Source organism: Streptomyces sp. So13.3 (genome assembly GCF_005860785.2).
Classification (GTDB): Bacteria; Actinomycetota; Actinomycetes; order Streptomycetales; family Streptomycetaceae; genus Actinacidiphila; species Actinacidiphila fildesensis.
Map to the genome: position 1 here is coordinate 125544 of NZ_CP048835.1, position 14666 is coordinate 140209.

The 14666-nt window shown below is 67.9% G+C and carries 14 protein-coding genes and 1 pseudogene; 7 read left to right on the forward strand and 8 right to left on the reverse strand.

What is annotated here, in order from left to right; translation table 11 throughout:
* Window positions 1–149: 149 nt before the first annotated feature.
* From C8250_RS00610 to C8250_RS00630, 5 genes are read left to right on the forward strand one after another with little or no spacing between them, the layout of a single operon-like run.
* Window positions 150–830 carry a response regulator transcription factor gene (locus C8250_RS00610; RefSeq protein ID WP_138358302.1) on the forward strand — a complete coding sequence of 227 codons (681 nt, stop codon included), beginning with the start codon at window positions 150–152 and terminating at the stop codon, window positions 828–830.
* Between the two features lies 1 nt (window position 831).
* Window positions 832–2322, forward strand: a complete 1491-nt coding sequence (locus C8250_RS00615; protein WP_138358300.1) for a HAMP domain-containing sensor histidine kinase — start codon at window positions 832–834, stop codon at window positions 2320–2322.
* Window positions 2323–2379: 57 nt separating this feature from the next.
* Window positions 2380–3324, forward strand: a complete 945-nt coding sequence (locus C8250_RS00620) for an ABC transporter ATP-binding protein (protein WP_138358298.1) — start codon at window positions 2380–2382, stop codon at window positions 3322–3324.
* A complete protein-coding gene (locus C8250_RS00625) occupies window positions 3321–4205 on the forward strand; it encodes an ABC transporter permease (protein ID WP_203218415.1) in 885 nt (294 codons plus the stop codon). Before C8250_RS00620 ends, C8250_RS00625 begins: the two co-directional genes overlap by 4 nt.
* 3 nt (window positions 4206–4208) lie before the next feature.
* The gene (locus tag C8250_RS00630; RefSeq protein ID WP_138358296.1) at window positions 4209–4667 is read left to right on the forward strand and encodes a hypothetical protein; all 459 of its coding nucleotides are present in this window, start codon (window positions 4209–4211) and stop codon (window positions 4665–4667) included.
* 237 nt (window positions 4668–4904) lie between these two features.
* On the opposite strand, the gene C8250_RS00635 is transcribed toward C8250_RS00630, so the two are convergent.
* From C8250_RS00635 to C8250_RS00645, 4 genes are all read right to left on the reverse strand, one after another.
* Window positions 4905–5666: a hypothetical protein gene (locus C8250_RS00635; protein WP_244808924.1), complete on the reverse strand. Its 762-nt coding sequence runs from the start codon at window positions 5664–5666 to the stop codon at window positions 4905–4907.
* A complete protein-coding gene (locus C8250_RS43130; RefSeq protein ID WP_244808925.1) occupies window positions 5660–6001 on the reverse strand; it encodes a hypothetical protein in 342 nt (113 codons plus the stop codon). The genes C8250_RS00635 and C8250_RS43130 overlap by 7 nt, the downstream gene beginning before the upstream one ends.
* A gap of 736 nt (window positions 6002–6737) precedes the next feature.
* On the reverse strand, window positions 6738–8102 hold the full coding sequence (gene ltrA, locus C8250_RS00640; protein ID WP_138359627.1) for a group II intron reverse transcriptase/maturase: 1365 nt from the start codon (window positions 8100–8102) through the stop codon (window positions 6738–6740).
* Window positions 8103–8693: 591 nt separating this feature from the next.
* Window positions 8694–10139: an NF041680 family putative transposase gene (locus tag C8250_RS00645; protein ID WP_138359647.1), complete on the reverse strand. Its 1446-nt coding sequence runs from the start codon at window positions 10137–10139 to the stop codon at window positions 8694–8696.
* A gap of 409 nt (window positions 10140–10548) precedes the next feature.
* Between C8250_RS00645 and C8250_RS00650 the strand changes: the two genes are divergently transcribed.
* Together C8250_RS00650 and C8250_RS44385 are read left to right on the forward strand one after the other, a co-directional pair.
* The gene (locus C8250_RS00650) at window positions 10549–11130 is read left to right on the forward strand and encodes an IS5 family transposase (protein WP_269290382.1); all 582 of its coding nucleotides are present in this window, start codon (window positions 10549–10551) and stop codon (window positions 11128–11130) included.
* Window positions 11091–11330: a transposase gene (locus tag C8250_RS44385; protein ID WP_269290385.1), complete on the forward strand. Its 240-nt coding sequence runs from the start codon at window positions 11091–11093 to the stop codon at window positions 11328–11330. The genes C8250_RS00650 and C8250_RS44385 overlap by 40 nt, the downstream gene beginning before the upstream one ends.
* Here the strand turns inward: C8250_RS44385 and C8250_RS00655 are convergent.
* From C8250_RS00655 to C8250_RS00670, 4 genes and pseudogenes are all read right to left on the reverse strand, one after another.
* Window positions 11296–11790: a hypothetical protein gene (locus C8250_RS00655; protein ID WP_138359645.1), complete on the reverse strand. Its 495-nt coding sequence runs from the start codon at window positions 11788–11790 to the stop codon at window positions 11296–11298. The two genes, C8250_RS44385 and C8250_RS00655, sit on opposite strands and share 35 nt — an antisense overlap.
* 581 nt (window positions 11791–12371) lie before the next feature.
* A complete protein-coding gene (locus C8250_RS00660) occupies window positions 12372–12854 on the reverse strand; it encodes a helix-turn-helix domain-containing protein (protein WP_138357052.1) in 483 nt (160 codons plus the stop codon).
* 102 nt (window positions 12855–12956) lie between these two features.
* Window positions 12957–13352: pseudogene (locus tag C8250_RS00665) on the reverse strand (NADP-dependent phosphogluconate dehydrogenase); the annotation flags it as partial.
* 142 nt (window positions 13353–13494) lie between these two features.
* A complete protein-coding gene (locus C8250_RS00670; RefSeq protein WP_138357051.1) occupies window positions 13495–14373 on the reverse strand; it encodes an alpha/beta fold hydrolase in 879 nt (292 codons plus the stop codon).
* Window positions 14374–14666 lie beyond the last annotated feature (293 nt).

Sequence of the window (14666 nt, forward strand, 5' to 3'; positions counted from 1 at the left end):
GGGATCTCCAGGGGCGTCCGGGATGCGGAGGCGGCACAGCTAGGCCGCGGGCCGGTTCCGGGTCACGCCCAGGGCGGCATCGTGGGCCTGCGCGACATGGCCGGGCACGCCGGTCGGTTAAAGGTGGCCATTGCCCGGAAGGGGGAGCGGTGCGAGTTCTCGTGGTGGAGGACGAACGACGGCTGGCCGATCTGCTCGCCCGTGGGCTGCGGGAGGCCGGTCACAGCGTCGATGTGCGGCACAGTGGTACCGAGGGGTTGCAGGCCGCGGTGGTCGGCGATTACGACGCGGTGGTGCTGGACGGGATGCTGCCGGGCCTGGACGGCACGGCGGTGTGCCGGGAGTTGCGCCTGCGCCGCCTGTCCGTGCCGGTGCTGATGCTCACCGCCCGCAGTGAGATAGCCGACCGGATCGCCGGCCTGGACGCGGGCGCCGACGACTACCTGCCCAAGCCGTTCTCCTTCGACGAACTGCTGGCCCGGCTGCGGGCCCTGCACCGGCGTTCCGGCGGGACCGCCGAAGGATCCGAGCTGCACGCCGGCGACCTGGTGCTTGACCTCGCTCGGCGACGGGTCTTTCGCGGGGGCACGGAGATCGAACTGACCGCCAGGGAGTTCGACGTGCTGGCGCTGCTCCTCAGCCGCGCCGGGCAGTGCGTCACCCGCTACGAGATCCTGACCGAGGTGTGGGACGGCGAGAGAGACCTGCGGTCCAATGTCATCGACGTCTACATCGCCACGCTCCGCGCCAAGGTCGACAAGCCCTTCGGACGGCACGCGATTGAAACCCTGCGCGGTGCCGGCTACCGCCTGCAAGCGGACGGCGGCTGACATGCCGACAGTCAGCGCAGTACTGCCGGAGCAGGCCGACCGGTCGGCCCCGCGACGCCGACCGGTCGCCGCCGCCTGGGCCAGGCTCCCCTTGCGGGTGCGCCTGGTGGCCGGGTTCGCGGCGGCGATCCTGCTGGTGCTCACCGGGGCCGGCGCCTTCGTGTACCTGCGCGTCGAGTACGCCCTGGACCTGCGCATCAACGAAGATCTCAGTGGTCAGGCCGATCAAGTTAGCGCCGGCCTCGCCAAACCGGGCGGCACTCTCGACGCCGGGGCGGCCCGCTCCTACTTCCAGGTCCTCGACTCCACCGGCCGGGTCCTGGCCCACGGCCCCGGCGTGGCCGACACCTCGTTGCTGCGCCCGCAGGAGCTGGCGGCAGCGCTTCACGGCCCGCAGCTGGCAGATCGCGGCGCCCTGCTGCCGATCAGCACTCATCCGCTGCGCCTGTACGCGATCCCCCTCGCACCCGGCGCTGTCACCGCGGCGGGACCGCCCGCCGTGGTAGTGACCGCGGTGCGCCGCGACCAGCGCGACGAGGCGCTACGCGAACTCATCGGCCAGCTGGCGCTGGCGGACCTCGCCACGCTGGTCATAGCGTCGCTGGTCGGCTATCGCATGGCCCGCGCGGCACTGCTCCCGGTAGAGCGCTACCGGGCCGAGGCGGCCCGTATCGCCGCTGGCGCCACCGGTGTTCGGCTGGCCGTTCCGGACGCTTCGCACGACGAAGTCGCCCGCTTGGGCCGCACACTCAACGACATGCTGACCGCCCTGGACGCCGCACTGGAGCGCGAGCGGCGCTTCGTCAACGACGCCAGTCACGAACTGCGGACTCCGTTGACGCTGCTGTCCACCGAACTGGAACTGGCCCTGCGCCGCCCACGGATCAAGGAGGAGATGGAGCAGGCACTGCGGGCCGCCGCCGCTGACACCGCGGACCTCATCGCTCTGGCCGAGACCCTCCTGACCGTGGGTGTCCAGCCGATGGGCGGCCACCGTACGACGGCGGTGGATGTCGGCGAGCTCGTGGCATGCCTCGTCGACCGCTACCGGGCCGCGGCCGCCCCCAGAAACCGGGTCCTGCTCAGCGAGAGCGCCCCAGACCTGACCGTGCGCGGGGACGCGGCACGACTGGCCCCGGTCCTGACCAATCTCCTGGACAACGCCCTGCGGCACGGCGCCGGAATCGTCACCGTCACCGCCTGCGGCGATCAGGGCGCGGTCCTGCTACTGGTGCATGACCACGGCCCCGGCATGGACCCGCTGTTCGTGCCGCACGCCACCGAGCGGTTCGCCCGCGCCGACGCCTCCCACACCTCACCGGGAACCGGTCTGGGCCTGTCCCTGGTGCACTCCATCGTGCGCGCACACCGCGGCGGCCTGCGGATCTGCTCCAGCACCGTGCACCACCACGTCGACGGCGACCACAATCCTGCCTGCCGCCACCGCGACACCGGAACCACCGTCACCGTGATCCTGCCCGCAACCGCCTGAACCGGCCAGGACCCGCCTTCATCGCACCTTCATGTGCGATCTCTAGCGTCGGGGCGCATGAGCCAAGCGCTGGCGGTCAATGCCGCCGACCTGACCAAGACCTACGGGGCCCTGACCGCCCTGGACAAGATCAGCATCCAAGTCGCCGAAGGCGAGGTCTACGGAATCCTGGGCCCCAACGGCGCGGGCAAGACCACCTTCCTGCGGATGCTGTTCGGCCTGATCCGCCCCGACAGCGGCACCCTGGACGTCTTCGGCCGCTCCTGGGACACCCACGGTGTCAAGGTGCTCGACGGCGTCGCCGGATTCATCGAGAGCCCCAAGTTCTACCCGGGCCTGACCGGCCGCCGAAACCTCCAACTCCTGGCCGGCCTGGACGGCGGAGCGACCACCGAACGCATCGACGAGGTCCTCGACACCGTCGACCTGACCGAGCGCCAGGGCAGCAAGGTCGGCGGCTACTCCTTCGGGATGCGCCAACGCCTCGGTGTCGCCGCATCCCTGCTGCGCGACCCCAAGCTGCTCGTCCTGGACGAACCCGCCAACGGCCTGGACCCTGCCGGAATCCGCGACATGCGTGCCCTGGTCAAGCGCCTGGCCGCCAGCGGCCTGACGGTGCTGCTCAGCAGCCACGACATGGGCGAGGTCGAGCACATCTGCGACGACGTCACCATCATGCGCACCGGATCGGTCGTCTACCACGGCTCGATCGCCACCCTGCGCGAACAAGCACCCGCCCAGGCACACCGCCTCACCACCACCGACGACACGGCGGCCGAGAAACTCGCCCGCGACCAGGGCCTGGACGTCACCCGCACCGACGACACCCTCGCTGTGCGCGGACCGCAGGACCACATCGACAAACTCATCAGCGCCATCCTCGGCGAGGGCATCGCGCTGCGCGGCCTGAGCCTGGACGAGGCGCCGCTGGAAGCATTGTTCTTCATGCTCACCGAGCCCACCTCCCTCGACACCCCGGCCAGCAGCGGAGCGCATCAGTGAACGCACCCACCACCACCGCACCGGGCACCACAACAGTGCCCACCATCGGCCCGGCCCCCGCCCGGCGGCCCGGCACCGGGACCGCCCTGCGCTGGGAGATCACCAAACTCGCAGCCCAGGCCCGCAGCCGCTACACCCTCCTGGGCTGCGTGCTGGCACCGATCGCCATCGTGCTGGTCTTCAACGGCCAGCAACAGACACCCAAGGACACGATCTTCGGGCGGCAGATCCACACCAGCGGCTTCGCCATGCCACTGTTCCTCCTAGCCTTCGCCTCACAGTGGATCTTCCCCGTGCTCGCCTCCCTCGTCGCCGGCGACATCTTCGCCAATGAGGACCAGCACGGCACCTGGAAAACCATCCTGACCCGCTCCGTCAGCCGCACCCAGATCTTCTGGGCCAAGACCATCACCGCGACCCTGTTCACCCTCGCCGCAGTGACCGTCCTGGCCGCCAGCTCCATCATCACCAGCGTGCTCCTCATCGGCACCCAGCCGCTGACCGGACTCAGCGGCCAGCTGATCGCACCTGACACGGCACTTCAACTGGTCATCACCTCCTGGGCCACCGCCCTGCCACCCCTGATCGGCTTCACCGCCCTGGCGATCCTGCTCTCCGTCACCACACGCAACCCCTCCGCCGGAGTCGCCGCACCCGTCGTCCTCGGGCTGGTGATGGGACTGCTCGGCAGCATCGGCGGAATCGACCTCACTCGCCAGTTCCTACTGACCACACCCCTGGACACCTGGCACGGGCTGCTCGCCGCCCACCCCTTCCACACCCCGCTGGCCATCGGCCTGGCCGTCAGTGCAGCCTGGACCACCGTGTGTCTGGGCTGCGCCTACATCTCGCTGCGCCGTCGCGACATCACCGGAGGCTGACCCATGAACCGCACCCGCACACTCAAGGTCGGCGTGATCCTCGCCCTGGCCGCCGCGGTCATCGCCGCCACGACCGCCGCCGGAAGCCCCGACGTCACCCGCACCCGCGTCGAACAGGCGCTAGCGCCCACGTTCGCCAACCTCTACGTCCAGCAGGCCGGAATCCTCGGTGTCCCCGGGATCACCGCCGCCGGGATCGATGCCTCCGCCCACTGCGACCGCGGCGGCCCGAAGGTCGCCGACGTTGGCTCCGGCGCCGACTGGATCTGCATGATGACCTTCCACGACGACCAGCACAAGGTCCAAACCGGTAAGTTCGAACTGCAGATCAAGGCCGACTCCACCTTCGTCGCCGGCGGCCCCTCCAAGCTCATTGGACTGGTCACCATCACCGACAAGACCGGCACCGACGTCCCCAACCCCGTCTTCGAATTCGACGGCGCCCTGAACCCCAACGGCTAGCACTCCCAACCTTTACCAGTTCACCCTGTCCCATCGTAAACGTGCGGCGTCGAAACCTGACTTGGCAGCTTTCGACGCCGCGCGGACGGCATGATGCCTTCTCCGATGCCGAGGCCACCCCGATGAGACGAACCATCATGGGGACACGCACTGAGACAACGTCAAACGACCTGGTGAGCCCGTTGCCAGAGGACATCTGATTCGGGAACCTACACGTACGTTGGTCGGTCGCTCACGTCATAGTCCGTCGCGCCGTTCCGGCCCGTAAGGGCTCCATCCCTGGAGGTACGGCTTGAGTTCCTCCGGCGTGAGTTCACGTGTGTGCGGCATTTTCGGAAGCCTGCCCAGGGGGTCGATCGACCTCGCGTACCCCCCTGCCCACTCCAACCAGCGTCGAGCCGAGTCCAGTGTCGTCTCGTCCGCAACACCCTCCAACTCGCCGATGCGACGTTCCAATGCCATGCAGTACGCACGGAGGGCAGCGGCCTCCTGCCAGCGCCCGGCTTCTTCGCGCAGCACCTGGGCAAGCTGTTCACGAACAGCTTGTTCCTTCGCCACGTCCATGGCAGCTTGCCAACGAAGTGCACGTTCCGCGCTGGCCTGCTGCTCGTCCTGCCTGCGCCGAGCGTCCTCTACCGCCCGCGCCTCGATCTCTCCAAGGATCACGCCCAGGGCTCCTTCGAGCGTCCGGGTCTTCCGATCCCGCCAACGACCGGGCCGACCGGCCAAGCCGTGGGCGAGCTCCACGACGAGACGAACGGAGCGCTCCGGATCTGTGGACTCCGGAAACTCCTGTCTGACGGTGACCGCACATGCGAAGGAGCCGACAGCGACGTCCACTCCGCCCTCGCGCGGGTAGAAGAACGACCCGGCCTTCCGCACCTCGTACCCTCGCCGGACCGCCTCAGCCGCCAGACCCTGCAACAGCAGGAGCGACCTACGGCGCAGCGCAGACGGCATGACAAATCGGCGCTCATCGTCTTTGAGCGCGGTCACCATCGGGTGCAGATGCACCGTCGCGCAGGGATAGGAACAGAACCCCCGCGGTCCTTCGGCGGCTGACTCCGTGCGTTGGGATGCGGGCCCTCCGCGAGGAACAGTTCCAGCCCCGGCCCGCAGTACGGGAGCTTCTCGATGCGTTTGCCCACCGGTTCCAGACCGTGCCGCTTCGCATAGTTGACAACACGCCGCCACTCCGCGACCTCGTCGTCATCGGGAGCGGTGATCCGGATACGCCCTTCGGTGACGAGCCGCTCGACCAACTCCTGCGCCTTCGCCCGCCGGGCCCGCGCGACGGGCCGCTCGCTGTAGGGCGCCCGAGGCTTGGCGGGCACCGTCGGCTCCCTCCCGCCAGCGACTGCAGAGTCATCGTCGATCATCAGAAATCTACGATCCCGCAAAGATCCACCGAGCACCAGTCACCTGACATCAAGGTTCCAGCACCCTCGTCGACAACAGGGCCTTCGACGAGCCCGCATTGGCGTATAGAGCCGAAAGGGCGGCCGTCAGCACTGGGAGTCCTCTGGGACTTTCCTGGGACTTCCGACCCCATCAACCGGCACGAACGTGAAACAGCTGAAAGGTCATTCACGCAGTTCAGCTGGCATCAGCCCCTCATCGCGGCAGGTCACCGCGTTCGCAGGTCCCTTCCGCGACATCTGACTGGGCGAATGCGGACACCTCCTCTGAGCGCTTACGCAAAGCGAATCGGCACGACCCACACCTGCACCGCCAGACGAGACAGGCGATGCTCCTACGGCAGTACCTCTTGGGCAGAATTTGGGGAGTGCGAGCGCCTCTGGGAAACGTGTGGGGAGTATCAACTGCACAACCGGGCACGAGCTGAAAGATCCAGAAAGACGGATCCGCCCAGGCCAGAGCCCTGCTCAGCGACATCACCCAAGGTCAGAGCCGCCAGCTAGACAACTTCACGCAGAAAGTGCCTTCCCGCTGGAACGACAGAGACCTTAGTAGGGTCGGGGACTGGCGCGGTGGCTGACGCTCCGTTTCCAGTCCCCGCCGCTTCAAACCGTGCATGCAGTTCTCCCGCACACGGCTTTCCGACATCGTTCACCGGCTGGCATGCGCCGTCGCCCTGCGCACATTTCCGGTAAGACGGTAGACACCGAGCCGAGTGATCCACCCGTACGTAAATCGGGTGGCCCAGTTCCTGCCCGCGAGTCTGTGTTTCGCGCTGGCGAAAATCGCCAGCCGCTCGTGGACGTAGCCATCAACTACGTTGAACTTCCGCCCGGAGTTCCCGTTGCGGAAGTACGCAGCCCAGCCCCGCAGCACGGGGTTGAGATCGGCTACCACAGCGGATACTGGCCGTTCAGTCTTCGAACGAGCGGTCGCCGCGCGGACTTTGTCCCGCAGCACCCGCATCGCTCTGGCCGAAGGCCAGCGTTGCAAGTAGTACTTGCCCCGCCATTTCCACGACTCCATCTTCCGGTGGTGGAAGCCAAGGAAATCGAAGCCCTGTCCGCCTCCGGTGAGGCAGATGATGCCGGTCTTCTCCGGGTGCAAGCGCATCCCGAGCTGTTCCAGCACTCGCGCCGCCAATTCACGGGCCTGTTCAGCCCGTTGTGCGGTCGGCGACAGGACCACGAAATCATCGCAGTACCTCACCAGTGTCCCCAGCCGGCGGCCTTCGCTCTGCCACGCCTCATCGAGAACGTGCAGCGCGATATTCGCCAGCAACGGGGAAATCGGTGAGCCCTGTGGGGTTCCTGCCCCGGTCGGGGATGTCACCCCGCCCTCCAGAACTCCCATCCACAGCCAGGCCCGGATCAGCTTCAGCATCGACCGGTCCACCACACGCCGTGCCACCTGGGCCATCAGCGCCTCATGGTCGATCGTGCCGAAGCAGTCCCGGATGTCGGCCTCGAACACCCACTCCCGCCGCTGGTTCGCCGCGACGCGCACGGCTTCGCACGCGTCGATCGCGGACCGTTTCGGCCGAAATCCGTAGCTCGCCTCGGTGAACTGGGCTTCGAATACTGGTTCCAGGACCAGTTTCGCGGCCGTCATCACCACCCGGTCCGCCACGGTGGGGATCGAAAGCGGCCGGAGCTCGCCCGGCCGCCCCGGTTTGGGAATCTGGACCCGTCGCAGCACCGACGGACGATACGTATGCGTCCGTAGTCTCTGCGAAAGGTCCTGGAGGAATGCATCCACCCCCGAGGCTTCCACCGCCTCGACGGTCATGCCGTCCACACCGGGGGCTCCTCGGTTTGCGCACACACCGGCCCATGCCCGCCTGAGAACGTCCATGCGGTGGACATGGCCATACAGGGTATGAAACCGGCGTTCGGGTTCTTGCTTGGCACAGCGGTAAAGCGTCCGCTGCAGGGTTCGGACCTTGTCCAGAGAACGACGGCCCGGTCCTGCGGCGCCTTCCTCCCGGCGGATGGAACTAGCCGAAACGGCACTCATCCGAGTCCCTCCATGTTCGCGAATCGCATCGATGAAGCAGGGGCCCTTCGCTCCCAGCGGGTTGTGTTGTCCCGCCGATCATCACTACTACGACCCCCTCCGACTGCCTCTCGGCAACCCTCCATTTCCCGGTTCTGCCGGTTATAGGAAGGTCACGCTTCCCGGGCCGCAAACCCGGGGCCGAGGAGGCTCTCTCCAGTTCCCAGGACAACCTTCCGACCATTCCACGCCCCTTACGCCGGGAGGTTCTTCGGCGACCGCTCCAGGTCCGAGATCGCCTTCCGTGGCCTTCGCCAAACAAGCACAGGCTCGGCTCCTCCTTGGCCCGCCCATGGGCGGGGGTTAAATGACGACGCTGCAGGCTTCACTTCATGTTGCGGACTGGTCGGTTGCACGCCCCCGGAGGGCGCTTGTCACTCCACTTCGACGCCACCATTTCGGGTGACGCCGGGAGTCAGCTACCGGGGACCCTGGCGTCTCCCCGGACCGGACTTTCACCGGCTGGCTATCCTGAGCTTGACGTCCGGTTACATCACCCTCATCCCTTCTGAGCTGCGATGACGCCCGGACTGCTGGACGTACGCTTGAAATTTAACCTTTGTGGCCTTTAAGGCGATTGCGTTCAGTGATGCTCTCGGGGCGTCTGGTCGTTTTGCCCACATCGTGGCGGGTGGCGGGATGGCGGTTCTTCGAGCCGACTGGACGGCCTGGCCCGGGTGTTGAGGGTTTCGGTGCACGGGCAGGACTGTGCAGGTGCGGGCGGAGGTTGCGAAATCCCCGGCGGACGCGGGCCGGGGTGAGCCGGGCGGGCTCCGTTCGCTTCTCCCACGGGCGACGAAGGTCGGCGGCGGCTTCGCGGAGGAGCCTGAGCTGGGTGTGGGCCGCGATCACGAGCCACGTCCAGCGGTCCGCAGCCTCGGGGGTGCGGAGCTTGGGGCGGGTCCAGCCGAACGTCTGCTTGATCATGCGGAAGGTGTGCTCGATGTCGAAGCGGCGGAGGAATGCCTGCCAGCGCAGATCGACGTCCTCACCGGTCATGCCGGTCTTCGAGGACCACAGCCAGACCGGCTGCGGGTCCTGGCCGCTGGGCAGTCTGTCGACCGCCAGGCGGATCTGGGTGCCCTCGATGATGGGGAGCTCACCGGTGTGGTCGATCCATGCACAGCGGGTGGTCAGATGTGGATGGAGACGGTCGAAGGCCACAGCCCGAGCGGTGCCGTAGCGGTCGGTGACCTGCATGGTTTCCACGTCCGGGGCGCCCCAGGTGTCCGGATCGGCGAAGCGGAACACTCCTCCGTGCCGGGTCGGGCGGCCGGCCCGGCGGGTGCGGGGCGGCGGCGGGCGTCGCATGACACGGTCGGAACGCATCCGGCCCAGAACCTCGACAGGCAGACCCGCGAGGAGGTGGGCCAGGCGCGGGGCGTCGTAGCCGGCGTCGAGGACGATCAGGACGTCCGGATCACCGGGCTCCCACTGGCCTGCGTCGATCAGGTCGGTGACCACGCGGCGGACCTGGGCCGCGGTGACCTCGGCGACGTCGTCGTCGGGGCCGAGCCGCCTCGCGTCCAGGAGTTGGCACCAGGAGGTGCGGCCGGTCTCCAAGGCGGCCACGAACGAGTACGGCCAGCCGGGCACGAGCTGGTCGCTGGAGCGCCCGCTGCGTCCGTAGACGTGGCAGAACAGCCGGTCCGGGCTGCACGGGGCGTCGGGCCGCAGCCAGTGGGTCACGTCGACCGCGAGGACGATCCGGTTGTCGGCGGCCTTGGGCTGCGGCAGCATCGCCAGAGCGTGCCGCAACCCGTCCACGTCGATACGCCCGCAGTTCAGCGCGTCGTACAACGCGCCGTGCCCGCGCCGGTGTTCGGCCAGCAGCGTCAGGTCAACCGGCGAGGTCACCGGTCCGTTCTCGCAGAGCATCGCGTCCGTGAGCTCGAACAGAGTGTCACCACGCCGGGTCAGGGACGCGTAGAAGTCCTCCCGGAAGTGTGACGTGAAGTCGAGTGCCTCGTGCCAAGCATTGTGATGCAGCAGACTCACCCCTGCGGCCTTCGTATGAGTGCGGTTCGGTGACAGAACGCATGCTCATGCGGAGGCCGTCCGCCTGTCCGGTAAAGGCCCAGGTGAGTGATGGTGTCCTACTCGATGTTCGAGTCCGGACCATAAATAACAAGCTTAGAAGCTGTTGCGCTATCGATCTTGAGGAACGTCGGTTCGAGTGATGAGCCTCGGTCGGGTGGTGTTGGGTTGTGGTCCGCATGAAGGCAGGGCCTCCGGTGCAGCTCGTGGTTGTCGAGACCGTTGAGCGCGCCGGGAGGCCCTGTTGTCCCAGTTCTATGCCCTGGCCGCGGCTGGCTCCAACTTCGTTGCGCGTGGGTGTGATTGTCTCGCGCACCGGTTCGGGAATGCGGCGGATCATCCGCACAGGCGGTCGAGGTATCCCTCGGATATGACAGACGCGGAGTGGGTGCAGGTTCGTGATCTGCTGCCGGTGCCGGGGTGGTTGGAGGGCCGGGGCGGGCGCCCGGAGGCCTACTGTCACCGGCAGATGGTGGACGCGGTGCGCTACCTGGTCGCCGGCGGCATCACGTGGCGGGCGATGCCTGCCGACTTTCCTGCCTGGGACCGCGTCTATGCCTTTTGGCGGCGCTGGCGTGACCAAGGCTGGATCGCGGAGTTCCACGACCGGCTGCGCGACCGGGTCCGCGAGGCCGCCGGCCGGGATACGGAACCGACTGCGGGCATCATCGACGCCCAGTCGGTGAAAGGAGCCGCTTCGGTGCCGGCCGCGAGCCGGGGCTTCGACGGCGGCAAGAAGGTCAACGGCCGCAAGCGCCACATCGTGGTGGACACCCTCGGGCTGCTGCTGGCAGTGAGTGTCACCGCGGCATCGGTCACCGACCGGGACGCCGCACGCACGGTGCTGACCCGCCTGCACCAAAGGCACTGGCCCTGGCCCGGGTATGGGCGGACGGCGGCTATACCGGGCCACTGGTCGACTTCACCCGCAGCACCCTGCGGATCGCGTTGACGGTGGTCAAACGCAGCGACGACTTGTCAGGGTTCGTCGTGCTGCCCAAGAGGTGGCTGGTGGAGCGCACGTTCGCGTGGCTGATGCGCTCACGCCGACTGGCCCGCGACTACGAAACCCGCACCGACAGCTCGCAAGCGATGATCTGGTGGTCGATGAGCATGGTCATGAGCCGCCGCCTCGCCCGCCCACGACGCTGAACATTCCCGGGCTCGCTTCGGCCAACCAGCCCCGCACCGCCAGGCGCTTCGTCTTCGACCGCACCCCCTCGACCTTCGCGGGAACCGGCTCCAGGCCAAGTGCTACCGCCAGCTGCCGGCAGTCCATCGCCCCGCCGCCGGACCTGCCCCGCTCCTGCAGGATTTCCATGATCCGCCGGTAGCCCGGGGCCAGAGCATCAGCCTCAAGCCCGTCCCGCCGCACCGGCACCACCGAACCGGGCCCCGCCGCCGCGACCTGCACCGGCCGCTCGCCGGCCCCAGCGAGTGACGAATCCTCCGCGCTTCCGCGAGGTTCCGCGAGGATCTGGCCGACTGTCTCCCGAGCGATCACGAACCGCTCCCACACAGCCTCTGCCTCACCCAACTCAGCCTGCAAGACCTCCACCCGCTGCCGGGCGGCACGCTCACGCTCTTCCAACAAACCCATCACCGACGGCACCCCAGCACCTCCACCGAAGAGACGACACGACACCTCATCCCTGCCGCCAAGATGGCAATGTCATGCCTGACCAGCGGAAACACAGCGATCACTCGCGGAAAGACAACAGCTTCTTACGTCCCGGCACCACCCCGATGATCAGGCGCAAACCCCCTGATCAGGTGGAACCCATACACCACCACCCCGGACGTGACCTCCACCGGAGGGCTTCGCCATCCGCAGTGGGCGGAATCCTAACGGACGACGAGCGGGATCTCCGACGGCTGGGGCACAGGCTTTTCGGCCACTTGTCGGACCTCCACAAGTCCTTCGACGCCGGGCGGCACGCGCCTCGGCGTAAGTCCCGCGGAGTTGCCGTCTGCGATGCGGGTGCCGACCGTGCCGTTCTCCGGCATGCGGTCTGGCGTCACGTCCACACCGAAAGGACTCGCCGCCGCAGTCATGGACTGGCTCTTCATGGGTGTCCGGCATCTGCGAGCAGCCGCCGCTTCGCGCCGGACCCGCTTGGAACGGCCACGCTCGTGGCAGCGGACGCCGCCTCAACCGACAGGCCGGATCGCCGGTTCTCCAGGAAGCTGCGCCTACACGCCCCACGCCTCTCGAAGCGCCCTGCCGCCGGCCGTCCGCAGGATCTCGGTGACCAGGTCTTCATCTGAGCGGCCGCACTGGGTCGCCAGGCGCCGCAGTCGCCGACGGAGCAGGGCCGCGACCTCCTCGTCGTCACAGGCGGCAGCGCAACCCTGGAGGAAGAGTTTCGCGAGTTCACCATCGTGGCGCCGCATGAGCCGGAGGCGGTTCGAGGGAGCGCCCGCATCCGCTCGGAGCGAGCCGCCCTCGCCGACGTCCAGCAGGTCGAAGCCGTGCTCGAGCACCGCCAGGAACAGTGCGCCCTTGGACCCGAACAATCGGAACAGGTACGGCTGGGAGAATCCGCATCGTGCAGCGATCGCCTCCGTGGTGGTGCCTTTCAGACCGCACCGGGCGAACTCGCCGACAGCGCGCTCAAGCACCTGTCGTCTGCGCTCGGCAGAAGCGGTCCGCGGACCACGAGCCGGGCTGTCCATAGTCCCATCTCCCAATCAACTGGCTGCGCTTGCAGCACCATTCACATGACGTTTGCCGTATATATGGGTCTGCCGCGTCCACACTGCCGGACCAGGTCCCGTTCACGCCGCGGTTTCAGGGCGGTCGGGCTGGGACCAGTGGGTAGGGAAGGCGCCGGGCCGTTCGGTGCGCTGGTAGGTGTGGGCACCGAAGTAGTCGCGGGCCCTGGAGGAGGGCGGCGGGCAGCCGGTCGGCGCGCAGGGTGTCGTAGGAGGACAGAGCCGCGGAGAAGGCGAGGACGGGGATGCTGCGGCGGGCGGCGGAGGCGACGACCTCCATGGCACCTGGGCGTCGGCGGTCTCCGCGGTGAAGCCTTCCTCGGTCAGCAAACTGACCAGGTTCGGCTCGGCGGCGTGGGCGACGCGGATGCGGTCGAGGAACGAGGCCCGGATGATGCACCCGCCGCGCCAGATTCGGGCGACCGTACCGAGATCGATCTTCCAGCCGTACTCGGCGGCCAGAATAGCTCCCTCGCGCGAGCCGCACCGCGTGTGGGAGTGCTGTCGGCCCCGACCGAGGTCATGGCCCAGCTCTGCGTCGCAGTCTGGGGCCGATGACAACCGCCCGTCGACCGCACGACCGATCATCAGGCCCTCGCAGTCACGCCACCGCGTTCAACAGGTCGGCCAGCACGCCGGGCCTTTCCAGGGCGATGAAGTGGCCCGTTCCTGGCACCTGCGTGAATTCGGCGGCAGGCAGCAGCTCCTTGTTGGCTTCCCGGTCCGAGCGCCGGGACCAGTCCTTCTCCCCGTAGACGAGGTGAATCGGGGCCCTGACCTCCCGGTAGCGCGAGCGGGCCGCGATCAGGCTGGGCAAGCTCTGGTACACGGCCCGGGCCACGGTCGGGTAGCCGGGGCGGCTGCCCACCTGAAGGAGTTCGTCCACGTAGTCCGCCCGCAGAGCGGTCCTGTCACCCAGGCCGCCCTGCAGGACCCTGCGGAGAACGGGCTTGGGCTCCACTCCAGCGATCACCGGGCCCACCCCCGGCGTGAGAACACCGCTGACCACCAGACGGGCGAGGAGACTGGACCGGGCGATACCGTCGCGGAAGTCGTACGCATTCACGGCCACGACACGCCGTACCCGCTCCGGCAGATCAGCCGCCGTGGTCAGAGCTAGCACCGCCCCCAAGGACTCCCCGACCATCGTCACATCGCGGAGGTCGAGTTCGGTCAGGAGCCGTTCAACGCCCGCGCGCATCGCCGGCTCGTCGTACGACGCACCGGAAACGATCTCGGAGTAGCCCATCCCCGGAAGGTCGAGGGCGTACACCGTGTACCGATCCGAGATCAACGGGATGAGGAAGCGGAAGTGCTCGGCCTGCGTGCGCACGGTGTGCAGCAGGACCAGGGGGGCACCGGTGCCCGCTTTGAGGTAGCGCAGCGTCCCCTCGCGGTTCGGGGGTCCTCCGCGCGGGGCGATGGTGTGGCTGGTGGCCCCCGGAATGTGGATCGTGGGACGCGTCTCCTGATCGGGCATGACGCAGACTCCTTCTCTCCCGGGCATTGGGGGCGCGAGTACCCCACATGCGAAACCGATCGGTTTCCAGTCATCGTAAACCGATCGGTTTCCACGCGCAAGCGCGGGATCCGCGAAGACGGCCTTGGGGGCCGGCTTGTTGGCGTGCGTCTCCGCCGGCCCGTCGGTCTCCTTGATGCCGAACCGCGCATGGAAGCGCGCGAGTGGGCCCGAGGCCCACCAAGCCGCCCCGCCCAGGAGTTTCATGACGGCCGTCCCCAGCAGGATGCGCACCACCAGCACGTCCGTCAGGG

Bases quoted from the DNA above. Each gene is read 5' to 3' on its own strand.
- C8250_RS00615 (WP_138358300.1), top strand. From the start codon at position 832: ATGCCGACAGTCAGCGCAGTACTGCCGGAGCAGGCCGACCGGTCGGCC.
- C8250_RS00620 (WP_138358298.1), top strand. From the start codon at position 2,380: ATGAGCCAAGCGCTGGCGGTCAATGCCGCCGACCTGACCAAGACCTAC.
- C8250_RS00630 (WP_138358296.1), top strand. From the start codon at position 4,209: ATGAACCGCACCCGCACACTCAAGGTCGGCGTGATCCTCGCCCTGGCC.
- C8250_RS00635 (WP_244808924.1), bottom strand. From the start codon at position 5,666: ATGGTGACCGCGCTCAAAGACGATGAGCGCCGATTTGTCATGCCGTCT.
- ltrA (WP_138359627.1), bottom strand. From the start codon at position 8,102: ATGAGTGCCGTTTCGGCTAGTTCCATCCGCCGGGAGGAAGGCGCCGCA.
- C8250_RS00650 (WP_269290382.1), top strand. From the start codon at position 10,549: ATGACAGACGCGGAGTGGGTGCAGGTTCGTGATCTGCTGCCGGTGCCG.
- C8250_RS00660 (WP_138357052.1), bottom strand. From the start codon at position 12,854: ATGGACAGCCCGGCTCGTGGTCCGCGGACCGCTTCTGCCGAGCGCAGA.
- C8250_RS00670 (WP_138357051.1), bottom strand. From the start codon at position 14,373: ATGCCCGATCAGGAGACGCGTCCCACGATCCACATTCCGGGGGCCACC.